Here is a 23812-nt window from a genome sequence, read left to right on the forward strand (position 1 = left end):
AATGACAGACCTGCCCTCAGCCCTGCAAGAAGGCCGCTCCGAACCGCTGGGCGCGCTGTCCCGTGACGGCGGGGTCAATGTCTCGGTGTTCTCCGAGCACGCGCGCAGCATCGAGCTGTGTCTCTTCGATGCCGGCGGTCAGCGTGAGTTGCGCCGCTATGCCTTACACGGCCCGCATGACGGCGTCTTCCACGGCTTTTTGCCGGGCCTGGGGCCGGGTCTTGTCTACGGCCTGCGCGCGCACGGCCCTTACGAGCCCGAGGCCGGTCACCGTTTCAATCCTCACAAGCTGCTGCTGGATCCTTATGCGCGAGAAATAGTCGGCCACTTCGGCTGGCATGCCGAGCACCATGGCTATCCGTTGGGCCATCCGGACGGCGCCCGCGCCTACGATGCGCGCGACAACGCGCTCCGCGCGCTGAAGGCCCGCGTGTCGGCGCCGCCGCGCGCCGCCTCACCTCGCCAGTCGGCTCCTCGGATCGCACCCGCCGACGTGGTGCTCTACGAGGTACATGTCAAGGGCTTCTCCAAGCTTCACCCACAGATCCCTCCGGAGCTGCAAGGCACTTATGCCGGCCTGGCCCATCCGGCCGCCGTCGCCCATTTCAAGGCCCTGGGCGTCACCACGCTGAGCCTGCTGCCTGTGCAGTACGCCATTGACGAACCGCATCTGGCCGACAAGGGCCTGTACAACTACTGGGGCTACAACACCCTGGGTTTTTTCTGCCCCGACCCGCGCCTGGCCCAGGCGGCGCACCGCGAAGATCCTGGCGCGGTCGCTGCCGAATTCCGCGCGATGGTCGCGGCCTTGCATGAGGCCGGAATTGAGGTGGTGCTGGATGTGGTCTACAACCACACGCCGGAGGGCAATGAGTTCGGCCCGACGCTGTCCTTTCGTGGCCTGGACAACAAGAGCTATTACCGCCTGGTGGCCGATGACAAAAGCCGCAGCGAGAATCTGACCGGCTGCGGCAACACGCTCAATGCGCAACATCCGCGCGTGACCCAGTTCGTGCTGGACTCTCTGCGCTACTGGGTCGATGAGATGGGCGTCGATGGCTTTCGCTTCGATCTGGCGCCGGTGCTGGGCCGCGTCGGGCGCGGGGCCTTCGAGCCACAGGCGGCCTTCTTCACCGCGCTGCGTCAGGATCCGGTGCTGGCCAGCGTGCACCTGATCGCCGAGCCCTGGGATGCCGCCCCCGACGGTTATCAGCTCGGCCGCTTTCCGGGCCGCTTCCTCGAATGGAATGACAAGTTCCGCGATGCGGTGCGCGGCTATTGGTTGCAGAGCGAGCTGCAAGGAGGCCGGGTCGGGCGGGGCGAGTTTGCGCGCCGCTTTACCGGCTCCAGCGATCTCTTCTTCCACCATGGCCAACGTCGGCCCACCGCCTCGGTGAATTTCGTCGCAGTACACGACGGCTACACGCTCCATGACGTGGTCAGCTACGCGGCCAAGCACAACCAGGCCAATGGCGAAGACAACCGCGACGGCCGCGACGGCGAACTCAGCGCCAGTTTCGGTGTCGAGGGGGTGAGCGATGATGCGGCGATCCGCGCCACTCGCGAGCGCGTGCGCCGCGCGATGCTGGCCAGCCTGCTGCTGGCCCAGGGCACGCCGATGCTGAACGCCGGCGACGAGATCGCCAACAGCCAGGGCGGCAATAACAACGCCTACTGCCAGGACAACGCCACCGGCTGGCTGGATTGGGCGGCCGCCGATGCCGACCTGGCCGCCTTTGTGGGCCAGGTCTTGCGCCTGCGCCGCGAACACGCCCTGCTGCACCATGGCTGCTGGTTCGTGCCGCCGCCGGGTGGCCGGGGAGACGCGAGCGTGAGCTGGTTCACGCCGGGCGGCGCCGAGATGCAGGTCCATGACTGGCATGAGGGAGGCAGCGCGGCCTTCGCCTGCCAGCTGCGTTGCCCCGGCGACCCCGAGCAATCCCTGGCCCTTGTCTTCAATCCCGAGCCGCAGCCGCTGCTCTTCAAGCTGGCCCAGGGGCCCTGGCAACTGCTGCTGGACAGCAGCGGCGAGCTGACGAGCCCGCAGGCTGCGCCCGTGATCGGCTTGCCATTGAACGTACCCGCGCGCAGCCTGCTTGTGCTGCGCGCCGTCTGAGAGAGTGAGAGAAAAGAAATGGACCTGAACCAACGCATCGCCGGCGTGCTGCTGCACCCGACCTCCTTGCCCGGCCCGCACGGTGCCGGAGATTTCGGCCCGGCCGCTTACCGTTTTGTCGACTGGCTGGCCAGCGCCGGCCAGCGCCTGTGGCAGCTGCTGCCGACCACGCCGATAGGTCCCGGCGACAGCCCCTATCAAGGCGTTTCTGCCTTTGCCGGCAACCCCTGGCTGGTGGCGCTGGAGCCGCTGATCGAGAAGGGCTGGCTGGCACAGCCCAGTGATCTGCCGGACTTCGATCCCCTGCAGGTGCAGTACGGTCGCGTCCTGCCCTGGCGCGAGCAGCAGCTGCGCGCCGCAGCGGCCGGCTTCTTCGCCCGCGCCGGCGCCGCCGACCGCCGGGACTTCGCGCAATGGTGTGAGGTCGAGCGGGGCTGGCTGGACGACTATGCGCTCTTCATGGCGATACGCTCGCCGCTCAATGGTCAGCCCTGGTGGGCCTGGCCGGCGCCGCTGGCCCGCCGCGAGCCGGCCGCGCTGGCGGCGGCGCGCCAGACCCATGCGAGCGAGTTCTCGTTCTGGCAGTTCGTGCAATGGTGCTTCGACACGCAGAGCGCGGCGCTGAAAGCCTATGCGAATACGCGCGGCATCCACCTGATGGGCGACCTGCCCATTTTCGTCGCGCACGACAGTGCCGACTGCTGGTCGCGCCCCGATCTCTACTACCTCGATGAGCAGTTCCAGACCACGGTGGTGGCCGGTGTGCCGCCCGATGCGATGTCAGCCGAGGGCCAGCGCTGGGGCAATCCGCTGTATCGCTGGGAGCGCATGGCGGCCGAGAACTATGCGTGGTGGACCGCGCGTGTGAAGCGTGCGCTGAGCCAGGCCGATGTGTTCCGCATCGACCATTTCCGAGGCTTTGCCGGCTACTACGAGATCCCGGCCGCGAGTCCGAACGCGCAGCAGGGTCGCTGGGTCACCGGCCCGGGGCGTGCGCTGTTCGATGCGATAGAGACATCGCTGGGCAAGTTGCCCATCGTGGCCGAGGACCTGGGCTTCATTACCGATGATGTGCACGAATTGCGCGAGGGCTGCGGCTTCCCGGGCATGAAGATCCTGCAATTCGGCTTTGGCGGCGACGGCAGCCATGAGTTCCTGCCCCATATGTGGCCGCGCGACAGTGTCGCCTACACCGGCACCCACGACAACGACACCGTGCGCGGCTGGTGGAACCAGGCCGGCCCGCGCGAGCGCGCCTTCGCCGGTTCCTACCTGGCCTGCGGCGACCAAGATGTGCACTGGGCCATGATTCGCGCCTGCTGCAACTCTGTGGCGAACATCGCGGTGTTCCCGCTGCAGGATGTGCTGGGCCTGGGCAGCGAACACAGGATGAATGTTCCCGGCGTTCTGGGCGGCAACTGGGGCTGGCGCTTCGGCTGGGAGATGCTGGGCGTGGATTGCGGCAACGAGCCGGCCCGGGTGCTCGGACTGATCACTGCGGCCAGCGGTCGGGGCAACTTTGCGCTTTTGCGTTTACCCTCCTGACGATGAGGGGTGTGGCCTAGGCGGGCCTTCGGCCAGGCCGGCAGTTCGCGTCTACCAATTAGGCCAACGCGGCAGGTGTTCAACGACGCACTGGCGCCGCAAAGCATAGCGCGCCAACTCAGCGCTCTAGCGCCGCGACCATGCGATCGGCCACATTGATCCGGTCGGACAGCGCGCGCAGCAGGAAGTTGTCGAACGCGATCGCCACAGCAGGGCGCTCCCGCCGAATGCGTTCGTAGGCTGCGCGCGTGAGTGTGTAGCGGATCGCCGGACCTTCTGTCGACACGGTGGCCGACCGCGGCACGCTGCGGAAGAAGCCCATCTCGCCGACCACCGAACAAGTAGTCACGACCCGGGTGCGTACGATGCGGCCGGTGTTGGCATCGGTCACGTCGACAACGAGCCGGCCTGCTGCCACGAGGTCGATCTCGTCAGAGACGTCGCCTTGGGCGTATAGCACCCGGGAGCTGGCGACCTCGTGTCGTTCCAGGTAGGCGATGAAGTCGTCCGCAGACACGCTAGGTCCGAGCTGCGCTTGCAGCCACGCCTCGAAGCTTTCCTCGCCGGCGTCGGGCGCACGGCCAGCGCGCTCCAGCACACGCTCCTCGCACCAGGCGAGCGTGGCATTGAGGTCGGCAAACGGCGGCTGCCCTCCTTGGGGTGCGGCGACGCTGCTGCTGCGCTCAAGCGCGCGCGCGACGGCCGGCGCCATTGACGCGAGCAGCAGCACCGTGCCTTGCTTGTCGCAATGGTTGCGCAGCTTGGTCAGGCTCATCACGGCCGACGCGTCCACGCCCGTCACCAGGCCGAAGTCGAGCACTACATGGCTGACCGGTAGCATTGAGCGTGCGTCGAGGTCGCGGCGTACGCGCTCAAAGAGCCCCTCGCCGGAACCGAAGAACACATGGCCGGCCAGCCAGTAGATCTGAATTTCCTCGCCATGGTCCGCGAGGTGGCGTTCGTCCGCCGCCGTGCGGCTGACATTGCCGGTGAACTGGGCGCGCGAGAGATGCTGGCGTACGACGCCGGTGCGCGCACAACTCGCCGCGAACAGCAGGCAGGCCCCCACCACTCCACCGAGTACACCGGCGAGGTAGCCATAGCGCACGCAGGCCGCAGCGATGAACATTGACAGCGCCAGGTCGAGCCAAGCATGCTGCGCCAGCAATCGTGCAAGCGCCTCGACCAGCAGGTTCCAGCCGAGGTACAGCATCAGCCCGGCCACGACCGGCAGCGGGACCAGCGCAGGCACGTCTGCGTGCGTCAGCCCTACCAGCAGCAGGATCGCTCCGCAGAAGACGCCACTGCGCCGTGCCGCACCGCCCACCTGATCGAGCAGGCGGCTCGATCCGAGCTGCACGCAGGCCGCGATACCGCCGAGGGGCGCGACGGCCAGGGTCGCGATGCCATGTTCACGAAGTTCGCAGTCGAGGTCGCCGGTGGTCCTGCGCATCGACTCGAGCGTGGCGGTCTTGGTGACGATCGACACGAGCGCGACGACCGCCGCGGCCGCGAGTTCCGGCACGAAGCCGGCGAGCAGGGACCAAGGCACAGCGACTGAGCGCGCGGCGTCGGGCGGTGACCAGGAAACCAGTGCACCCGTCGACGGCAGGTACCAGCCGGCCCCGGAGCTCGCGAGCCCGTACCGATGCAATAGCAGGTGGCCGGCGGCAGTCACAAGGAGCAAGGCAATCGGCATCGCCAGCGCCGAGCGGACCCAGCGACGCAGCGCTAGCATCAGGCCCAGCATCGCGGCCGCGCAGGCCAGCCGGACGAGCTGCTCGCCGCTCCAGGGCGCGAACAGCTCGCTCATCGCATGGCCGCTGCTCATACGCACCCCGCCCGCGAGCAGCAAACAACCGGTTGCCGCGAGGAAGCCAGCGACGACAAACGAGGGTACGAAGCGCATATAGTGCCCCAGGCGTAGCAGCCCGAGCGAGAGCAGCAGGGCACCGGTCAGTACGGTGGTCGCCGTGAATAGCAGCAGGATCGCGTTCACCGCCATCTGCGTGCTGCCGCCGGCCGCCAGCACGGCCGCACCGGCGTTGGCCGACAACAGCACCAGCACCGCGCCGGTGGCGGAGTCGATGACAGCAGCCGTCGGCGGCAGCGAGCTACGCCAGGCGAGCCAGATGCCGGTGATGCCGCCGCCCACGAGCATCGCCCAGACGACCACCGGCGCGCCTGGAGACAGTGCGCCAGGGAACATCAGTGCCGCGAACGAGACCACGTTCGCAATCAACGCTACCGACCCGACCAGACCGGCCAGCAGGTCACGCAGCAGCGCACGAAGCCACTCGCTTAGCTCTGCGGCCCACTGGGTTGCCGACTTCCGTTTCGCCATGCTTCTCCCCCCTGCGGCCATCAACGGCCTTCGACTGGATGCCGACGCTCAGCCTGCGGGTCGCGTAGGCGACTTACTCTCCACATCACGATGAGCCCACGCCGTAACGATCTCGGCGTGATGCGGGATGTTCTGCAGAAAGCCCTCGCGCAGCGTCGCGTCGGTGCAGCTGCGGCAGATCGCATCGACCTGGGTCATCAGCGCATTGTGGGCGCGAACCAGCCAGGCGTCCGCGCGCGGGTCGCCGGCGCGGGCCAAGGCCTGGTGGCAGCTCAGTTCGACCTGGCGTTCGTCGATGAGATCCAGCGAGCCGCCGGCCGCCACATGGTCGAGCACCGGCTGAATCGCGGCCAGCGCGCCGGCCGTATCGCCTTCGGCCAGTGCCACCCGCATCAGTCCGGCACTTGCTTCGTGTTGCAAGGGATGATTGATCTCCTGCGCTCGCTGGCGTGCCTGAGCGTAGTAGGTTCGCGCGGCAGCGCCGCGGCCAAGCGCCAGCTCGGCCGCGCCCAGCTGCAGCGTGGCCAGCACCTCCTCTTCGCGCGCCTGCGCTGCCACCGCGATGTCCCGTGCCGCGCCGGCCAGCTCCAGCGCCCCGGCCGCGTCGCCCTGCCACAGCGCCACCACGCCCAGCATGCACAGCGTCGTGCCCTCGATCATGCGGTTACCGTCGGCGCGCAGCAGTTGCAGCGCCGCGCTCAGCTCACGCCGGGCCTGCGCCAGGTCGCCCAGGTTCAGCCAGCCCACTCCCAGGTTGGACAGACCGATGGTTTGGTTGACGCGGTCTCCGGTCTCGCGATAGATCTGCAGGCACTGCCGCGTGGCGTCGAGGTAGCCCAGCATGTCGCCCTGCGTAGCGGCGGCTATGGCTAACACGTTGAGTAGGTGCGCCTCGACATCGCGCAACCCCAGGCTGCGCGTCTCGGCCAGGCCCCGCAGCGCGAGCGAGCGGCCGCCCTCGAAGTCGAACTGCTTCACGCGCGCCCAGGCCAGCAGCCGCAACGCGTGCAGTCGCGGGCCGTCGTCGCCGGCAGCCGCCGCGCAGGCCATTGCGTGGCGCGCCGCAGTCTCACCTGCTGTCCAGTCGGCCATGCGCATCGCGCGCAGGCTGCGGCGCCTGGCCACATGGGCGCGCCGGCGGTTGTCGTCGAGCGTCTCGGCCAGTTGGTCCAGCGCGTCCAGATCGCAGGCCTGTTCGGCCCGACGGGCCTGCAGGCCCAGCGTCTTCTCGCGCACGCTCAGCAGTCGCCACCGCAGTTCGGCTTCGCCCCGGCCCGTGGTTGCAGGCGCCACCGGGCCCAGCAGTGCCAGCGCCCGGCCCACATGCGCCAGCACCCGCTCGTGGGCAAACCGCTGCCCCGCCTGCTCGGCGGCGCGGGCGTGGAACTCGGCGGCATGGGCTGCATCGCCCGCCTGCTCGAAGTGTTCTGCCGCCAGGCCCTGCAAGTCGCCGCCGCGCAGGACGCCCCGCTCGGTCAGCAGCGCCAGCCACTGCGCCACCTTGGCGTGGCCTTCGCGCCGGGCGCGCTTGAGCACGGTGTCGTAGGTCACCTGGTGCAACAACTGGTGGCGAAAGGCGTACTCGCGTAGGCCTTCCAGCACGGCGTCGACACGCGGCAGGGTCAGCGCGCGCCGCGCCAGCGCAGGCAATTGCTGCGCAGCCTCAGCCTCCACGGCGGCCAGGGCCTGCTCCCAAAACACCGCGCCCACCACACTGGCCTGCTGCAGCGCATGTTTCTCTGGCCCCGGCAGACTGTCCAGGCGCGCCTGCAGCACACCTGTCAGCGTCGACGGCACCTGGGTGGAAAGCAGGCGCTCCGCGTCGACGGCCCAGGTCTCACCGGTGCGGATGGCGCTCTGGTCGATCAGCATCCGCAGCAACTCCTCCATGTAGAAGGGATTGCCTTCGGCGCGCCCGACGAGCAATTCCGACAGCCCCGTCGGGATGCCGGGCAGCTTCTTCAGCAGCTCTTCGGCCAGCAGCCGGCTCGTTGGAGGGTCGAGCGGACGCAGCTCGATGCGCTGTTGATGAGCATCGCTGCTATGCCCGCCGGAGCGCCGCTCGAAAAGCGTCGGCCGCGTGTAGGTAAGCACCAGCAGCGGCACATCGCGATTCACGTCAGCCAGGTGGTCCAGAAAATCGAGGGTCTCGTCGTCGGCCCAATGTAGGTCGGTCAACTGCAGGACGATAGGGCTGGCATCGCTGGCGCTCACCCGCCGGAACACTTGCGCGGCGGCATGAAAGGCGCGGTTGCGGATCTGTTTGGGATCGTCGGAGATGCCCTGGATGTGGCGGCTGTCCTGCCACTCGATGCCAATCAGGTGGCCCAGCAGGTGGGCGTGGGCTTCGGCCAGATCAGCGCCATCGTCGTGCAAAAAGAGCGGCATCACGCCGTCTTGCATTTTCCGGCGCGCCACATCCACGCTGTCGTCATCGTGGATCTGGAAGCGCCAGGCCAGCAGGTCGCGCAGCAGTCCGTATGCCTGTAGCCCGGTCTGTGGCGTGGCGCGACCGCAGAACAGAGAAAAGCGCTCGGGCTGCTCCTCGCTCCACGCCTCGAACTCGTGCTGCAGCCGGCTTTTCCCCACGCCGGCCTCGGCCACCACCGTCACCACAGCCAGCCGGCGTTCGACAAACAGGCGCTTGAAGGCGGCCTGCAGAGCCTGCAGTTCGGCGTCACGGCCGATCATCCGGGTCGCCACGCCTTCGATGCCGCGCGTGCCGATGCGGAACCTGCGCGGCTTGGCGCTGTTGACCAAGTAGCTCTGGATGGGGCTGTCGACGCCCTTGACCGTCAGCGGCGCCTGCGCCTCGACGTCGAACAGGCCGCGCACCTGCACGTAGCTGTCATGACTGATGCGCAGCGCACCGGCTGGGGCGGTCTGCTCCATGCGTGCGGCGATATTGACGGCGATGCCGCGGATGCTGGCATCGCCGTCGACGCCGCCGCCGAGCAGCACGGCGCCGGTGTGCACGCCCACGCGGACGTTGAAGCCGGCGCGGCCGTGAGTGGCCTCGACTTCCGTGCCGAGCTGCTTGCCGAGTTCGAGCAAGGCCAATCCGCAAAGGACGGCGCGTTCGGTGTCGTCCTCGCGGGACTCCTCGGCACCGAAGGCGGCCAGGATGTTGTCGCCGGCGTACTGCAGAACCTTGCCGCGGTGGGCCTGGACGACGGCAGTGCCGCGTGCCAGGGCATCGTCCATCACCGCGCTGATGGCTTCGGGGTCGAGCTGCCGGGCGAGCGCGGTCGACCCGACCACGTCCAGGAACAGGATGCTGACCTGCTTGAGGGTCTGGGCTGCCTCGGGAGTTGGCGGCGGCTCAAGCAGTGCGGTCAGCCGGACCTTGAGCGGCGCCACGGCCATGTCCACTAACGCATCACCCAGCACTCCACGCTGGGTCTCCAACGCCTGGATCGCGGATCGAAGCTGTTCTTGCTCGGGCGACATGGGTGCACAGCATAGCAATGCATGGTCCCGCGTGCGAGGCCTGGCGCCCGCCGGGGATCGCCGGACGAATGACTGAAGCAGGAGTTGATACGCGAGCGACCGCACCTGGCAGTGAGTGGTCGATCAAGCGTTCCGGTATCGATTACCACCTTGCGATCCTTCACCACCTCGGCCCATTTGGCGATTTCGGTCTTGATACAGCGCTTGAACTTATCGTCTGAGCCGCCGTCGGCTTTAGCGCGATAGTTGCCCAGCTTCTCATGCATGTCGGGCATGGCCAGCACGGTGTTGGCATCGCGGCTGACCTTGTCGGGTTTGGCCAGCCGGCCCGGGTGCTGGGTCTGATCACCTCGGCCGGCAGTCTGGGACCGCAGGAGCGGTTGCGACTGCCCTTTTGAGGATGGCCTTGGGCGCGCTTTGGTCAGGACTATCAGGGCTGGCCTGCCGGCCGAATGGAATGGGTCTGCGTGTTGCTATGAGGCCGTCTCAGGCCAGCACGCCACCCGTTACGGTGCCTTGGCGTAGGCGGCCATGAACATCCGAACGGCTTCTTTGAGCAGAGCCTTGTTTTCGCGGGTGTCGGGCATATCGAGCATCAACAGTCCGCGGATGTGACCATCGCCGAGGAACATCGACAAAAACAGGTCCGCTGCCTGGCGCGGGTGCCTGATGTGCAGCGCACCCTGTGCGTCAGCACGGCGCAGATAGGCGGCTAGGTCGCTGATCAGTCTGTCGGCCCCTTGCCTGTAGAAGGCCAAACAAGCCTCGTGCTGCGTTGCTGCAGCGCCGTACAGCGAGCGAAACTGGCCCAGCGCATCTTCCTCACGCGCCAGTGTGAGGAACTGCGCGCCGATTGCCAACAGCGCCTTCCCGGGCTGCTCCGGATCCAGTGCCTCCACACCAGCCAGCCCGCCCATCACGCGATCGGTGCGGTCCCGGATCACGGCCTCGAACAGTCCTTCTTTCGAGGCGAAGTGACTGTAGATCGTCATCTTTGAGACGCCAGCTTCGGTGGCGATGGCGTCGACGCTGGCCCGCTCGAAACCTTGCGCATCAAAGTGGCTCCTCGCCGCTTCCATGATGCGCCTCAGGCGTTCGGGGTCGCGCGGTCGACCGCGACGCGGCGGTGGTGCAACTTTGTCCTCGATCATTGGTAACGGTGAATTGTTGTACTTGACAGTCCAGTATATCTGACTAAACTTATTGTACTTACTAGTACAGTATATGAAGAAAGCTACAACACCCACTACGCGCTGCGGTCCTCAGGCCAGCTCTCGCTTGATCCGCCTGACGTCGGCCATCGCGGCATTGTTGACTCTGTCGGCTTGCTCTGTGGTGCCTGTGCAGCCCCTGGCGCCGCCAGTGTCACTGTCCGCCGCATTTACGCAGGCTGGGCCGGCCGCCGCGTCGGCTCAAGGCCTGGATGGCGCATGGTGGGCCGGCTACGGCGATCCGACGCTGACGACGCTGATCGAGCAGGCTTTGACGGCCAATCAGGATGTGGCGATAGCCCTGCAGCGTGTCGCTCAGGCGCGCGCGGGCCACGATGCCCAGGGCTCTCGTCTGTGGCCCACCGTGGGTGCACAGGCGTCCGTCTCGCGCAGCGACAGCGGACTGCCCGTGCCGATGAAGCAAGACATGCCCGACACGCGTGCGCTGCGTGCGGGTGTCGACGTGGCCTGGGAGATCGATCTTGCCGGTGGCGTGCGCGCCGCACGCGACGCGGCGCAGGCTGATGCCGCCGCCGCAAGCGCGGCTGTGAATGGAGTCCGGCTGCTGGTGGCCAGCGAAGTCGCGCGACAGTACTTCGTGCTGCGCGGTGCCGGGGAGCGGCAACGCATCGTGCAAGCCCTGGCAGCGGCTCAGCGTGAGACAGCGACCCGCGTGGAGAGCCGCTTTCGAGAAGGCCAGGCCAGCGCCTTCGACCTGGAAAGTGCGCATGCCGAGGCCGACGCGCTCGATGCGCAAGTGCCAGCGCTGCGGATGTTGGCCGGCATTTCTCAAACGCGACTGGCCGTGCTGTTGGGTCGCAACCCATCGGCGCCTGTGGTCGGCCAGACCGATCTCTTTTCATGGCCCGACGTGCGGGAGATCGGCACCGGGCAGCCCAGTGAGCTGCTGAGGCGCCGCCCTGATCTGATCGCCGCCGAGGCCCTCGTCGCAGCCCAGACGCTGCGCGGCACTGAGTCGCGCGCGCAATGGTGGCCCAAGCTCTTTCTGAGCGCGCTCGTCGGTCGCCAGGACTTGCGCTTGAACGCACTGGATCTCGCCCCAGTGCGTTTTTCCAACGTCGCGCTGGCCTTCGCCGCACCGATCTTCGATGCCGGCCGCATCGACGCCGGAATTCGTGGTCAATCCGCACGGGTCGAGGAGGCGTTGTTGGCCTGGCAGAGGGCAGTACTGGTGGCCGTGCAGGAGGTTGAGGAAGGCTTGCTCATGCGTACTCAGGACGCCGAGCGCACCGCTGCGTTAGCTCGCACCGTCGACCACCGCCGCCGCTCGCTGCAGCGAGCACAGTCACTGAAACGCGAAGGTCAGATCGATTTGCTGGTGCTGCTGGATGTGCAGCGCTCCGTGCTGTCCAGCGAACTCGCACTGTCGGACAGCCGGCTCCAGCAGGTGCTGTCCGAGGTGCGGCTCTACAAGGCCCTGGGTGGCGGGCTCGCGCCAATCCAGGTCAGCGCCGCCATGACTTCTTCTCTTGCCGTAAGGATGCCCCAGTGAAAAGGACCTTCCCCGCCTTGTCGCTCGCGACCGTTGCCGCAGCCGCCGGCGCGCTGCTGGCCGCCTGCAGTGAACCGACTGCTCCTATTGCCGTCGTCAGGCCGGTCTTCGTTACCACAGTGACGCAGGCCACGTCTTCGCAAACGCGCTCGTTCACCGCCGTTGTGCGCGCCCGTGTCGAAACTGATCTTGGATTCCGAGCAGGCGGCAAGGTCGTGGAACGGCTGGTCGAGGTCGGCGACGTCGTTAAGGCCGGCCAGGCGCTGGCGCGGCTGGACCCGCTCGACTACCAGCTTGCCGAAAGAGCCGCCGCCGACCAGGTGCAAGCAGCATCCGTAGATGCGCAGCAGGCCGCGTCCGATGAGGCCCGCTTGAGCCGCCTGCTGGCCGATGGCTCAGTGGGCGCTGCCGACCACGAGCGCCAGAAGGCCCGCGCTGACGCAGCTGCAGCCCGGCTGGAGCTGGCCCGCCGTCAACTTGACCTGGCGCGCAATAGGGAAGGCTACACCTCGCTGGTCGCGCCCTATGCCGGCGTGATCACCGCGCTGCGCTTCGAGCGCGGTCAGGTGGTGGCCGAAGGCCAGCCGGTGTTGTCTATTGCCCGAGAGGGCGAGCGAGAGATCGTCGCCGACCTGCCGGAGGAATGGGTCGGTCGGGTACGCGGGCTCACGGCTTGGGCCGCGCCCTGGAACGAAACGACGTCTGCGCTGCGGCTGGTCCTGCGAGGGCTCTCTCCTGTAGCCAATGCGCAGGCCCGGACCTTTCGCGTGCGCTACGCCGCAGCCCCGGAATCGCGTGCCGCAGCCGCTGCCCTGCCACTGGGAAGCACGCTGCAGCTGAACTTGTCTGGAAAGCCCGTCGGCCCGGCATCAGCGATGTTGCCAGTCACCGCGCTGGTGAAGGCTAGCGGGTCGGCAGGCGTCTGGGTGCTGAATGCCAAGGGGTCGGGTCTGGTCTTCAATCCAGTTCAGGTGGTGCGCGTGGATGACGCCACCGTGCATGTCTCCGGCCTGGCCCTTGGCAGCCGTGTCGTCAGCGTAGGTGCTCAGAAGCTGGATGCTGGCACCGCAGTTCGCGCCATCGAACGCACACCCGAAGCCGCCCCGGCTGCCATGACAAAGAGCAGCTCATGAAACGCTTCAATCTCTCGGAATGGGCCGTCACTCATCGACCGATGGTGTTGTTCCTGCTCATCGCGACACTGATTGTCGGCGGTCTGTCCTTCAGCCGGCTGGGCCGCCTGGAGGATCCGAACTTCGACGTGCCGCAGATGACAGCCATCGTTGTGTGGCCTGGCGCCACCTCGCAGGACGTGCAGGACCAGGTGCTCAACCGCATCGAGCGCAGGCTGCAGGAGCTGGATCAGTTTGAGTACGTGCGCAGCTTCGCGCGCCAGGGCTACGGTGGTATCACGCTGTGGATGAAGGGCGGCAGCAGCACGAAGGAGCTGGAAAACGCCTGGTACCAGGTGCGCAAAAAGATCGGCGATGTGCGCCAGGAATTTCCGGACGGCGTGCGTGGGCCTTTCTTCAACGACGAGTACAACGACCGCTACAGCGTGCTCTATGCGCTGAGTGCTCCCGACCTTTCGATGGCCGAGTTGCTCGTTGTCACTGAGGACGTGAAGCGGCGCATCCAGGGCGTGACCGGTGCGGCCAAGGTCGATGTGCTGGGCAAGCAGGCCGAGCGTGTGTATGTGGAGCTGTCCACGCGACGGCTGGCGGCGCTTGGCATCGCGCCGACGGCGGTGTTTGATTCGCTGGCGCGCCAGAATCTTGTCGCCCCTGCCGGTTCGTCGGATGCGACTCACGACCGTGTGCAGGTTCGGGTGGACGGTCGTTTGCACAGCGCCTCAGATGTCGCCAACGTGACGATCGAGGTGGGCGGTCAGCTGCTGCGGCTCGCTGACATCGCGACCGTTCGCTCCGGCTACGAGGAGCCGCCGGGCATGACCATCCGCCACAACGGTGTGCCGGTGCTGGCCATCGGCGTGACGATGCAAGGCAACGGCAATGTGCTGGACTTCGGGCGCGCACTCGACCAGCGGGTGGCGCAGTTGCGTCAGGAGCTGCCGGTGGGCGTGCAGATCGAGCAGTACGCGGATCAGCCCCGCGTGGTAGCGGAGTCGGTCTGGGAGTTCGAGCGCGTTTTTCTTGAGGCGCTTGCCATCGTGCTCGCCGTGTCGTTCTTGTTCCTGGGCTGGCGCACTGGCATCGTGGTGGCTGCGTCGGTGCCGCTGGTGCTCGGATTAGTCGCTGCCGTCATGTATGCCGCAGGCTGGAATCTTGATCGCATCTCGCTTGGCGCACTGATCATCGCGCTCGGATTGTTGGTGGACGACGCCATCATTGCGGTGGAGATGATGGTGGTGAAGCTGGAGCAAGGATGGGATCGGATGCGTGCGGCGACGTATGTCTACACGTCCACCGCATTCCCCATGCTCACCGGCACGCTGATCACGGCAGCTGGGTTCATGCCGGTGGGGTTTGCAAAGTCGATCGCTGGTCAGTATGCGGGCGGCATCTTCTGGATCGTGGGTGTGGCACTCGTGCTGTCCTGGGTTGTCGCAGTGGTCTTTACGCCCTACCTGGGCATGCTGCTGCTGCCTAAGAACCTGGCAGCCGGCGGCCATCACGACGTCTACGATCGGCCTGTATACCGCCGGCTGCGCAAGGTCGTGGACTGGGCGGTACAGCGCCGGGCGTTGGTGCTGGCGCTCACAGTGTTGGCCTTCGTTGTCGCAGGCGCCGGCATGCTGAAGGTACAGCAGCAGTTCTTCCCCACCGCTTCACGGCCGGAACTCTTGGTGGATCTGCGGCTTCGCGAGGGCGCCTCGTTCGCTGCCACCTCCGCCCAAGTCAAGCTGCTCGAGGCGCGACTGGCGAAGGACCCGGACATTGAGTTCTTCACCGCCTATACGGGCGCCGGCACGCCGCGCTTTTATCTGTCGATTCAGCCGGAGTTGCCCAATCCAGGCTTTGCCCAGTTTGTTGTCAAGACGGCGGGCATCGAGCAGCGTGAACGCGTGCGCACCCGACTGAGGGAGCTATTCGAGAAAGGCGAGGCCTTGCCCGACGTCCAGGCGCGCGTGCAGCGTCTGGAGTTCGGCCCGCCGGTGGGTTTTCCGGTCCAGTTCCGCGTCATCGGGCCTGACAAAGCGCAGGTTCGTGAGATCGCCTATCGCGTGCGCGATACAGTGCGCGAGAGCCCCTTGGTGCGTGACACGCAGCTGGATTGGAACGAGCAGGTCCGCTCGGTGCAGATTCACGTCGATCAGGACAAGGCCAAGCTGCTCGGGCTGACCAGTGCGGACATCCAGAGTCTGGTCCAGACGACGCTTGACGGTGCGACGGTCACGCAGATACGCCGCGGTGAAGAGCTGGTCGACGTCGTGGTGCGGGCGACTCCCGAGGAACGTAAGAACATCGGTGGCCTGGGTGACCTGCAAGTGTTCACGCGCGGCGGCGTCACTGTGCCGCTATCGCAGCTGGCGCGCATCGAGCCGGGCTTCGAAGAGCCGGTGCTGTGGCGACGCAACCGCGAAATGGCCCTCACCGTGCGCAGTGATGTTGTCGATGGCGTACAGGGCCCCCATGCTACGGCGCAGATCCGGCCGTCGCTCCAAACCCTCATCGACAGCCTGCCGCCGGGGTACCGCATCGAAGAAGGCGGTGCCATCGAAGAGAGCGACAAGGCCAACAAGGCCTTGTTCGCGGTGTTTCCGATCATGTTCGCCGTGATGCTGACCCTGTTGATGATCCAACTACAGAGTTTCTCGCGGCTGCTGATCGTGTTCCTGACCGGCCCGCTGGCGCTGATCGGCGTGGTGCCGGCATTGCTGCTGTTCCAGGCGCCGTTCGGCTTTGTCGCCCTGCTGGGCGTGATTGCGCTGGGCGGGATGATCATGCGTAATTCCATCATTCTCGTCGATCAGATCGATCAGGACATCGCGCGAGGCGTCGCGCCGTGGACCGCCATCGTCGACGCCACGGTGCGGCGCTCGCGACCGGTGGTGCTGACGGCTGCCGCAGCCGTGCTGGCGATGATCCCGTTGTCGCGCAGTGTCTTCTGGGGACCGATGGCCATCTCGATCATGGGTGGCCTCATCGTCGCCACAGCGCTCACCCTTGTCTTCGTGCCGGCACTGTACGCCGCGTGGTTCCGTGTCCGGCGCGACAGCCCGGCCTTGGTGCCCACCACGGCGGCAATGACGGCCTCCGCTTGAAGGATAGACACCCCGCGATTCGATGTCCAAAGCAGGCATTGGTAATGGCCTGTCACTGGCAGATTAACGGAGAAAGTGAGATATCAATGTCAACATTTCAAAACCAGCAGCCCGTGGCCATGGTCACTGGGGCGACGGCAGGCATCGGTGCGGCCACCGTCCAAGCGCTGCATGCCGCCGGCTATCGCGTTTTCGGGACCTACCTTCGGCCCCCTATGACGAGGCTACCCGGCATCGACTACGTGGCCTGCGACGTGACCGAAGACCGGAAGGTTGAAGCGGCGGTGCGTGAGGTGCTTGCCAAGACTGGCCGTATCGATCTGCTGGTCAACAACGCAGGCGTTGGCTTGATCGGCGCTGCGGAGGAGTCTTCGCTCGAACAAGCCCGGTCCGTGTTTGATGTCAACATCTTCGGCGTGATTCGAATGACCAACGCTGTTCTGCCCGCGATGCGCCAGCAGCGGTCGGGCCGCATCGTCAACATCAGCTCGTTGATGGGCCTGATTCCCGCGCCCTTCATGGCGCTGTACTCGTCGAGCAAACATGCGGTGGAGGGCTACTCGCAGTCGCTCGACCACGAGCTCAGAGTCAGCGGAATCAGGGTCGTTCTCATCGAACCGAGCTACACGCGTACCGCGTTCGAGAGCAAGGCCATGATGGCCGACCGGAAGAGCGAGCACTATGCGCTGGCACGCGCGAACGCTGAAGCCGTGATGAGTGCGGAGACTGCGAGAGCCAACCCACCGGAAGTCGTGGCCGAGACGGTGGTCGCCGCCGCTACGGCTGCGAAGCCGCAACTGCGCTACGCCGCTGGTCGCGACGCAGCAACGGTCAGCCTGCTCAGGCGCTTTGTGCCGACCTCGGCATTTGACAGGAGTTTGCGAAAGCGGATGCGGATGCCCGCATAGGCAAGGCAAGTTGGTCTGGGACTTGTCCAGGGAGACAGAGGGAAATCGGCCTAGAGCATCCACCCTACACACCTTTGCGCCCCACATGGTTCGGCCGCTTGAACTGGTCGAGCTACCGGGCATCGTTTGCGTCGAAGCGTAGGGCCTTGAGCACCAGGGTAAAGGCTGGCGACGGCTGCCGGCGACTCGGGTAGTACAAGTGGTAGCCAGCGAAGGGCGGACACCAGTCTTCCAGCACGCGCACCAAGCTGCCATCGAGTAGATGCCGGCCTAGCTCGTCTTCAGGCAACAGACTGATGCCCAGCCCCGCAAGCGCCGCGTCGACCTGTGGCGGTGCCGTGTTGAAGATCAGCGGACCGTCCACACGCACGTTCACCTGTTTGCCGCGCCTGCTGAAGTCCCAGACGTAGAGACCGCCGGAGGTCGGCATGCGCTGGTTGATACAGCGATGCGATGTGAGGTCCTGGGGCGTCTTTGGCTTCGGGTGATGCTCGAAGTAGCCCGGCGATGCCACCACTGCCATGCGCAGCGGCGGCCCTATCGGAACCGCGATCATGTCCTTGTCTATCGTGCTGCCCAGACGCACGCCCGCATCGAATCGGTCGGCGACGATGTCGCGAAACCCATAGTTCATGTCGAACTCGAGCGTGATGTCGGGATATTTGTGCAGCAAGGGCTCGAGTTTTGGCATCAGCACGGTGCGCAGCACGTTGTCACCGCAGGTGATGCGCACGGTTCCAGCCGGCTTGTCGCGCAGCGCGGTGAGCGCATCGAGTTCGGCTTCTATTTCGTCGAAGCGGTGGCCGATGGCCTGGGCCAGGCGATCACCCGCCGCGGTCGGCGCGACGCTGCGCGTGGTGCGCGTAAGCAGGCGGATCTGCAGCCGATCTTCCAGACCTCGGATGGCTTGGCTCAGCGCAGATTGGGTGACGCCCAGCGTTGCAGCGGCTCGGGTGAAGCTTCCTTCGCGGGCCACGGTCACGAAAGCGAGAAGGTCGTTGAGATTTCGTCTGGCCATCGGTGTTTCATCTGGTTTGATTAGTCCACCTTATAAACGGAATAAGCATCCATCACCTAGTCAAGGTCTCCAAGCGCAGCCAGACTTCGTGCCATTCCAGCAATGCACTCACCGGACACGCCGTATGGCTGATTCAAGAAGCACAGACATGACCACCCTCATCGCATCTCAGAACTCCGCTGTCCACAGCGACCAGGAGCGCATACCGCAGCGGCGTGGCTTTCTCAGAAGCGCAGGCGCCAGCCTGGTCGCGCTCGGCGGTCTGGCGGCGGGCACGTCGCTCGCTCAGGGTCACCAGGGGGCCGACACAGCCGGGCCGGGCTTTGCGGGCCGGGTGCTCCCGGATGCCGATAACTTCTACCAAAGTCCCGGCGTGAGCACGCGCAAGGTTCGCTTCCGCAACCAGTACGGGATGGACATCGCCGGCCATTTGTTCGTCCCCAAGAAGATGAACCGCACCAGCAGCAATGCCGCCATCGTCGTCGGTCACCCCATGGGCGCAGTCAAAGAGCAAAGTGCCAACCTCTATGCCACAAAGATGGCCGAGCAAGGCTTCGTGGCGCTGTCGATCGACCTGCCGTTCTGGGGCGAGAGCGAGGGCCGCCCACGCAACGCCGTGTCACCTGACCTTTATGCCGAAGCTTTCAGTGCTGCCGTGGACTACCTGGGCACGCAGCCCGTCGTTGACCGGGAACGAATCGGCGTGATCGGCGTGTGCGGCAGCGCCAGCTTCGCCATCAGCGCCGCCAAGATCGATTCCCGCATGAAGGCCATTGCGACGGTCAGCATGTACGACATGGGCGCGGCCAACCGCCAAGCGCTGAATCAGTCGCAGACGTTGTCGCAGCGCAAGGCCATCATTGACCGAGCGGCACGGCAGCGTGACGTTGAGTTCTCTGGCGGCGAAGCCGAGTACACCAGCGGCACGGTTCACGAAATCACCGCAGCTTCGCATCCCATCGAGCGGGAGTTCTACGACTTCTACCGTACCCCGCGCGGGGAGTACACGCCGCCCGGGCAGTCGCCGCTGCTGACCACACACCCCACGCTGAGCAGCAATGTGAAGTTCATGAACTTCTATCCGTTCAACGATATCGAGACGATCTCGCCGCGGCCGATGCTATTCATCACCGGCACCGAAGCGCACTCGCGAGAGTTCAGCGAGGGAGCCTATCAGCGCGCCGCCGAACCCAAGGAGTTGCACTGGGTACCTGGCGCCGGTCATGTCGATCTGTACGACCGGGTGAACCTCATCCCGTGGAGCAAGCTCACCGCGTTCTTCGCCCTGCACCTGGGGCGCGATGCCCAGCGGTTCCAACGCGGCAACCAAGCGGGTTGATGCCATTTCGACAAGGACACTCATCATGACCAACAAGCACATTTCAATAACGGCCGTCCTGGCCGGCGCCTGTGTTCAGTTGACTGTTTGGGCTGCAAATGCCCAGACCACTGTGCCGCTGGCCGCGCAGGAGGTCGTTCGAGCGGGTGCGCAGGCTTCGCAGGTCGGGCCTGCCGAGTTCTTCACCGGCCGGGTTCGCGTTGATCCCGTCTGGTGCGCCAATGAAGAGATCAACGCCAAAGGCGGTCTGGTGACTTTCGATCCGGGCGCACGCTCGGCATGGCGCACGCACCCACGTGGACAGCGCCTGATGGTGATGTCTGGGCTAGGCCCGACACAGCAGTGGGGCCAGCCTGCGCAGATCCTTCGGCCCGGCGACATCGCCTCGCGCCCACGCGGGGTGAAGCATTGGCACGGCATCGGGCCGACGATGGCCATCACGCGGCTGCATGCGACAGGCACTTGAGTCGACGGCAAGAACGTCACCTGGACGGAGAAAGTCAGTGATGAGCAATACAACGCGCGCTAAGCGGGCTCGCTCAGCGGGTCTGGCCCTGCTGGTGGCTATGACTATCGGTCTGAACTCTCTCGCCGCTGCGGCAGCGGCCGCGCCGCTCTCCGAGTCCGCGCTCTCCAGCCGGAAGCGCAGCATTGCGCCGATTGCGGCTGCTGCTGCGGTGGGCGACATGTCGCAACTCAAGCTGGTCTTGGACCGCGGGCTTGATGCCGGTTTCACGGTCAGCGAAGTTAAGGAAGTGCTGATCCAGCTCTACGCCTATGCGGGCTTTCCGCGCAGCCTCAATGCCCTCGGCGAGTTGATGAAGGTGCTCGAGGCGCGCTGGCAGCGCGGCGTTCACGACCTGGCCGGGCGCGAGCCCAGCCAGGTGCCGGTGGGCGAGCAGCTACTTGCCCTTGGTACTGCCACCCAGACCCAGCTCTTCGGTGGACCGGTCAAAGGGCCATTGTTCGAAATTGCCCCTGGGGCGGACGCCTTCCTGAAGACGCATCTGTTTGGCGACATCTTTGCGCGTGACAACCTCGCTTGGCAGAGCCGGGAACTGGCGACGGTTGGCGCACTGGCGGCCATGCAGGGCGTCGAGTCGCAGTTGTTCGCGCACGTCGGCGCCAGCATCAACATCGGCATCACCCCGGCCCAGTTGCTGCTTTCGGCAGACGCACTGGTCGCCGTCGGCTACGCTGATGCCGCCAAGCGAACCCGTGCTGAATTAGAGCGCCACCTCGCCTGGCCCCACAAGTGAAGCAGCGGCCATGAATACTCGAAACATCTTCGAGCGCGAACTTGCCGGCGAAGTCATCACGCTGGGCGACGCGGAGTATCCGAAGATTGCCGCGCTGATCACACAAGCTCAGCGCGTCATTGCCGAATTGAACACCGGCTATCGCAGTCCGGCCGAGGTGCGCGCGCTCTTCAGTCGATTGACTGGCACGGCGGTCGACGAATCGTTCTGGCTTCTGCCGCCGTTTTATTCTGACTTCGGTAAGAACACCCGGGTGGGAAAGAACGTGTTCATCAACCACGCCTGCGAGTTCATGGATCGCGGCGGCATCACCATCGGCGACGACGTGCTCATCGGCCCCAAGGTGAATCTGGTCACGATCAATCATCCACTCGATCCGGCGGCGCGCCGTTCCACCTATTGCGCACCCATCGTCATTGAGAAGCGTGCGTGGCTTGGCGCAGGCGTGTCGGTAATGCCGGGCGTGAACATCGGCGAGAACGCGGTCGTGGCCGCCAATGCGGTGGTGACGAAGGACGTGCCCGCCAACACCGTGGTGGGCGGCATACCGGCTCGCTTCATCAAGCACATCGATGAGGTGCGCCAGACGCGCGAGGAGGGCTGATATGGACCGCATGCTTCTGGCGCTTGCGCGGCGGCACGCCCCCAGTGCTCGTACTGCCATTGCCGTCCTGGGAATGGCGCTGGCGGTCCAGACCGACCCGGCCGAATCAAAGGAGCATGCTCGCATGTGGATGACCGTGGATGCGCGGCGGATTGCCGTGAAGCTGGACGACAGCGCCACTGTGCGCGCCCTCGTGCAATTACTGCCTGTCACACTGAACATGGCCGAACTCAACGGCAACGAGAAGCACGCCAAGCTCCCTCGCCGCCTGCCCGCGGCCGCCGAGCGGGTGGGCACCATCCGCTGCGGCGATGTTCTGCTCTACGGCGATGACACGCTGGTGGTCTTTTACGAGACCTTCCGCTCGGGCTACAGCTACACAAGGATCGGCCGGATCGAAGAAACCGCCGGTCTCGGTGCTGTGCTGGGTTCCGGCAGCCGGCGCGTCACGTTTTCAATGCCATGACGACCTCACGCGGTCTGGCGTTCAGGTATCAATTGTCACCTTGCCGTCCTTGACCACCTTGCTCCATTTGGCAGTTTCGGTCTCGATGAAGCGCTTGAACTTGTCGGCCGAACCGCCGCCGTCCTCGGCGCCGTACATGTCCAGCTTCTCCTGCACATCGGGCATGGCCAGGACGGTGTTGACGTCGCGGTTGACCTTGTCGGTGATGGCCTTGGGCAGCTTGCCGGGGCCGGCCAGGCCGTACCAGGTGGTGGCCTCGAAGCCCTCGAAACCCTGCTCTTGCATGGTCGGTACGGTGGGGTGACCCTTGGCCCGCTTGGTGCGGGTCTGGGCCACTGCGATCACCTTGCCGCTCTTCACATGGGGCGTTGCCGCCGTCATGGTCTCGAAGCTGTACTGGATCTGGCCGCCCATGATGTCGGTCAAGAGTGGGCCGCTGCCCTTGTAGGGGATGTGCAGCGCGTCGACCTTGGCCTGCTGCTTGAACAGCTCCAGCGCCAGATGTTGCGCCGAGCCATTGCCTGCCGAGCCGAAGCTGATCTTGCCGGGCTCGGCCTTGCACAGCGCGGCGATGTCCTTGGCGGTCTTGGCCTGCTGGCCCGGGTGTGCGATCAGTAAGTTCGGCGTGACGCCCACCAGTACGATGGGCGTGAAGTCGCGCTCAATGTTGTAGCGCAGCTTGGGCTGCAGGCTGGGCGCCAGCGCATGACTGTTGATATGGGCCATCAGCAGCACGCTGCCATCGGCCGGCTGCTGCGCAACATACTCGGCCGCCAGCACACCGGCCACGCCGGCCTTGTTCTCGATCAGTACCTGCTGGCCCCACATCTGCGACAGCTTTTGCCCGACTACCCGGGCCAGGGCATCGGTGCCGCCCCCTGGCGGGAAGCCGACGATGATGCGCACCGGGCCTGCCGGCCAGTCGCCCGGCTGGGCGCGCAACTGCGGTGCCACGAGGCCGGCGGCGGCCGCGCAGGTCGCCTGGATCAAGGTACGTCTTTGCATGCTTTGTCTCCTGTTGTGATGGGAAAGTCGAGCGAAGGAACGCGCGGTCGATCAGAACAGCATCAAACCAGCACCAAACGCACTGGGGGCAGGCCGGCGATCAGCCCCAGCGCTTCGCCGGGGCCTTCGGGCAGATAAGCACCGGTATAAGTGCCGGTGGTGATCAGCGTGCCGAGCGGGACGGTTTGGCCACGCTCACGGCAATGGTTGAGCACCCACACCAGAAGACGGCGCGGATCGCCGGCCGGGTTGACGGGCACAGGCGGGGCGATGCTGCGGCCGTTGAACTGCCAGCTCAATGTGGGCGCCACAAAGGGGAAAGCCGGGTCATAAGGCACGCAGGCACCGGCGACCAGCGCACCGTGGTTCTGCAAATCGGCCAGCTGGGCCAGCGGTGCCAGCGGCTTGTCGCCCTGGGGCAGCAGGCGGCTGGCGACCAGCTCGATCGTGGCGCAGATGCCATCGACGCCGGCCAGCGCCTCGGCCAAGCTATAAGGCTGAGGACGGACCGCGAATTCGCGGCCGATCTGGAACGCGATCTCCAGCTCCAAGCCCAGAAAGCGGCCGAAGCGGGCCGGCTGTAGCCGTGCCGGACTGAGCAGCACCGCTGGCAGCGGCGCGCCCTGGGCCGGGCCATCTTCGCCCTTGGCCCCGACCTTCCAGGCTGCTGCTTGCTGACCACGCAGCAGCAGAGTCAGGTCTTGCACGGTATAGGAGGAGGCCGCATCGATGGGAGCCAGTTCGAGCGGCAGCGCGATCGGCCCGTCCATCCAGGCCTGCGTCAGCAAGGCGGCCAGATCCGCGTCCAT

Annotated in this window: 18 protein-coding genes; 12 read left to right on the forward strand and 6 right to left on the reverse strand. The window is 65.9% G+C overall.

The window, feature by feature from the left end; all coding sequences use genetic code 11:
* Position 1: 1 nt before the first annotated feature.
* Together glgX and malQ are read left to right on the forward strand one after the other, a co-directional pair.
* Positions 2 to 2116, forward strand: coding sequence for a glycogen debranching protein GlgX (gene glgX, locus OOZ63_RS22930; RefSeq protein ID WP_266007951.1), 2115 nt, complete (start codon positions 2 to 4; stop codon positions 2114 to 2116).
* 18 nt (positions 2117 to 2134) lie between these two features.
* Positions 2135 to 3661, forward strand: coding sequence for a 4-alpha-glucanotransferase (malQ, locus tag OOZ63_RS22935; RefSeq protein ID WP_266007952.1), 1527 nt, complete (start codon positions 2135 to 2137; stop codon positions 3659 to 3661).
* Between the two features lie 118 nt (positions 3662 to 3779).
* Here the strand turns inward: malQ and OOZ63_RS22940 are convergent, their stop codons facing one another.
* Complete coding sequence (locus tag OOZ63_RS22940) at positions 3780 to 6005, reverse strand: SulP family inorganic anion transporter (RefSeq protein ID WP_266007953.1); 2226 nt, start codon at positions 6003 to 6005, stop codon at positions 3780 to 3782.
* A gap of 48 nt (positions 6006 to 6053) precedes the next feature.
* On the reverse strand, positions 6054 to 9455 hold the full coding sequence (locus OOZ63_RS22945; protein WP_266007954.1) for an ATP-binding protein: 3402 nt from the start codon (positions 9453 to 9455) through the stop codon (positions 6054 to 6056).
* Between the two features lie 260 nt (positions 9456 to 9715).
* On the opposite strand from OOZ63_RS22945, the gene OOZ63_RS22950 reads away from it, so the two are divergent.
* Positions 9716 to 9853 (forward strand): hypothetical protein, encoded by a 138-nt coding sequence (locus tag OOZ63_RS22950; protein ID WP_266007956.1) that lies wholly within the window; start codon positions 9716 to 9718, stop codon positions 9851 to 9853.
* 108 nt (positions 9854 to 9961) lie between these two features.
* On the opposite strand, the gene OOZ63_RS22955 is transcribed toward OOZ63_RS22950, so the two are convergent.
* Positions 9962 to 10606: a TetR/AcrR family transcriptional regulator gene (locus OOZ63_RS22955; protein ID WP_266007958.1), complete on the reverse strand. Its 645-nt coding sequence runs from the start codon at positions 10604 to 10606 to the stop codon at positions 9962 to 9964.
* Positions 10607 to 10679: 73 nt separating this feature from the next.
* On the opposite strand from OOZ63_RS22955, the gene OOZ63_RS22960 reads away from it, so the two are divergent.
* From OOZ63_RS22960 to OOZ63_RS22975, 4 genes are all read left to right on the forward strand, one after another.
* Positions 10680 to 12179 carry an efflux transporter outer membrane subunit gene (locus OOZ63_RS22960; RefSeq protein WP_266007959.1) on the forward strand — a complete coding sequence of 500 codons (1500 nt, stop codon included), beginning with the start codon at positions 10680 to 10682 and terminating at the stop codon, positions 12177 to 12179.
* Positions 12176 to 13312 carry an efflux RND transporter periplasmic adaptor subunit gene (locus tag OOZ63_RS22965; protein WP_266007960.1) on the forward strand — a complete coding sequence of 379 codons (1137 nt, stop codon included), beginning with the start codon at positions 12176 to 12178 and terminating at the stop codon, positions 13310 to 13312. Before OOZ63_RS22960 ends, OOZ63_RS22965 begins: the two co-directional genes overlap by 4 nt.
* Positions 13309 to 16404, forward strand: coding sequence for an efflux RND transporter permease subunit (locus OOZ63_RS22970; protein ID WP_266007961.1), 3096 nt, complete (start codon positions 13309 to 13311; stop codon positions 16402 to 16404). Before OOZ63_RS22965 ends, OOZ63_RS22970 begins: the two co-directional genes overlap by 4 nt.
* An 86-nt stretch (positions 16405 to 16490) precedes the next feature.
* A complete protein-coding gene (locus OOZ63_RS22975; protein ID WP_266007962.1) occupies positions 16491 to 17312 on the forward strand; it encodes an oxidoreductase in 822 nt (273 codons plus the stop codon).
* A 112-nt stretch (positions 17313 to 17424) separates the two neighbouring features.
* On the opposite strand, the gene OOZ63_RS22980 is transcribed toward OOZ63_RS22975, so the two are convergent.
* Positions 17425 to 18330, reverse strand: coding sequence for a LysR family transcriptional regulator (locus tag OOZ63_RS22980; protein ID WP_266007964.1), 906 nt, complete (start codon positions 18328 to 18330; stop codon positions 17425 to 17427).
* Positions 18331 to 18478: 148 nt separating this feature from the next.
* On the opposite strand from OOZ63_RS22980, the gene OOZ63_RS22985 reads away from it, so the two are divergent.
* From OOZ63_RS22985 to OOZ63_RS23005, 5 genes are all read left to right on the forward strand, one after another.
* A complete protein-coding gene (locus OOZ63_RS22985) occupies positions 18479 to 19669 on the forward strand; it encodes an alpha/beta hydrolase (RefSeq protein ID WP_266007965.1) in 1191 nt (396 codons plus the stop codon).
* Positions 19670 to 19694: 25 nt separating this feature from the next.
* Complete coding sequence (locus tag OOZ63_RS22990; protein ID WP_266007966.1) at positions 19695 to 20135, forward strand: cupin domain-containing protein; 441 nt, start codon at positions 19695 to 19697, stop codon at positions 20133 to 20135.
* Positions 20136 to 20235: 100 nt separating this feature from the next.
* The gene (locus OOZ63_RS22995; RefSeq protein WP_266007967.1) at positions 20236 to 20928 is read left to right on the forward strand and encodes a carboxymuconolactone decarboxylase family protein; all 693 of its coding nucleotides are present in this window, start codon (positions 20236 to 20238) and stop codon (positions 20926 to 20928) included.
* Between the two features lie 10 nt (positions 20929 to 20938).
* Positions 20939 to 21532 carry a DapH/DapD/GlmU-related protein gene (locus tag OOZ63_RS23000; RefSeq protein WP_266007968.1) on the forward strand — a complete coding sequence of 198 codons (594 nt, stop codon included), beginning with the start codon at positions 20939 to 20941 and terminating at the stop codon, positions 21530 to 21532.
* A gap of 1 nt (position 21533) precedes the next feature.
* Positions 21534 to 21998: a cyclophilin-like fold protein gene (locus OOZ63_RS23005; RefSeq protein WP_266007969.1), complete on the forward strand. Its 465-nt coding sequence runs from the start codon at positions 21534 to 21536 to the stop codon at positions 21996 to 21998.
* Between the two features lie 21 nt (positions 21999 to 22019).
* On the opposite strand, the gene OOZ63_RS23010 is transcribed toward OOZ63_RS23005, so the two are convergent.
* Positions 22020 to 23003: a Bug family tripartite tricarboxylate transporter substrate binding protein gene (locus OOZ63_RS23010; protein ID WP_266007970.1), complete on the reverse strand. Its 984-nt coding sequence runs from the start codon at positions 23001 to 23003 to the stop codon at positions 22020 to 22022.
* 62 nt (positions 23004 to 23065) lie between these two features.
* Positions 23066 to 23812: a 2-keto-4-pentenoate hydratase gene (locus tag OOZ63_RS23015; protein WP_266007972.1), complete on the reverse strand. Its 747-nt coding sequence runs from the start codon at positions 23810 to 23812 to the stop codon at positions 23066 to 23068.

It is taken from the genome of Paucibacter sp. PLA-PC-4 (assembly GCF_026241155.1).
In the GTDB taxonomy this organism is placed as follows: Bacteria; Pseudomonadota; Gammaproteobacteria; order Burkholderiales; family Burkholderiaceae_C; genus Roseateles_E.

What these genes read in the sequence shown, in the direction of transcription:
- OOZ63_RS22955 (WP_266007958.1), bottom strand. Translation starts at nt 10,606, where the DNA reads ATGATCGAGGACAAAGTTGCACCACCGCCGCGTCGCGGTCGACCGCGC.
- OOZ63_RS23015 (WP_266007972.1), bottom strand. Translation starts at nt 23,812, where the DNA reads ATGGACGCGGATCTGGCCGCCTTGCTGACGCAGGCCTGGATGGACGGG.
- malQ (WP_266007952.1), top strand. Translation starts at nt 2,135, where the DNA reads ATGGACCTGAACCAACGCATCGCCGGCGTGCTGCTGCACCCGACCTCC.
- OOZ63_RS22985 (WP_266007965.1), top strand. Translation starts at nt 18,479, where the DNA reads ATGACCACCCTCATCGCATCTCAGAACTCCGCTGTCCACAGCGACCAG.
- OOZ63_RS22995 (WP_266007967.1), top strand. Translation starts at nt 20,236, where the DNA reads ATGACTATCGGTCTGAACTCTCTCGCCGCTGCGGCAGCGGCCGCGCCG.
- OOZ63_RS23000 (WP_266007968.1), top strand. Translation starts at nt 20,939, where the DNA reads ATGAATACTCGAAACATCTTCGAGCGCGAACTTGCCGGCGAAGTCATC.
- OOZ63_RS22940 (WP_266007953.1), bottom strand. Translation starts at nt 6,005, where the DNA reads ATGGCGAAACGGAAGTCGGCAACCCAGTGGGCCGCAGAGCTAAGCGAG.
- OOZ63_RS22990 (WP_266007966.1), top strand. Translation starts at nt 19,695, where the DNA reads ATGACCAACAAGCACATTTCAATAACGGCCGTCCTGGCCGGCGCCTGT.
- OOZ63_RS22975 (WP_266007962.1), top strand. Translation starts at nt 16,491, where the DNA reads ATGTCAACATTTCAAAACCAGCAGCCCGTGGCCATGGTCACTGGGGCG.
- OOZ63_RS22945 (WP_266007954.1), bottom strand. Translation starts at nt 9,455, where the DNA reads ATGTCGCCCGAGCAAGAACAGCTTCGATCCGCGATCCAGGCGTTGGAG.
- OOZ63_RS23010 (WP_266007970.1), bottom strand. Translation starts at nt 23,003, where the DNA reads ATGCAAAGACGTACCTTGATCCAGGCGACCTGCGCGGCCGCCGCCGGC.
- OOZ63_RS22960 (WP_266007959.1), top strand. Translation starts at nt 10,680, where the DNA reads ATGAAGAAAGCTACAACACCCACTACGCGCTGCGGTCCTCAGGCCAGC.
- OOZ63_RS23005 (WP_266007969.1), top strand. Translation starts at nt 21,534, where the DNA reads ATGGACCGCATGCTTCTGGCGCTTGCGCGGCGGCACGCCCCCAGTGCT.
- glgX (WP_266007951.1), top strand. Translation starts at nt 2, where the DNA reads ATGACAGACCTGCCCTCAGCCCTGCAAGAAGGCCGCTCCGAACCGCTG.
- OOZ63_RS22970 (WP_266007961.1), top strand. Translation starts at nt 13,309, where the DNA reads ATGAAACGCTTCAATCTCTCGGAATGGGCCGTCACTCATCGACCGATG.
- OOZ63_RS22980 (WP_266007964.1), bottom strand. Translation starts at nt 18,330, where the DNA reads ATGGCCAGACGAAATCTCAACGACCTTCTCGCTTTCGTGACCGTGGCC.
- OOZ63_RS22950 (WP_266007956.1), top strand. Translation starts at nt 9,716, where the DNA reads ATGCATGTCGGGCATGGCCAGCACGGTGTTGGCATCGCGGCTGACCTT.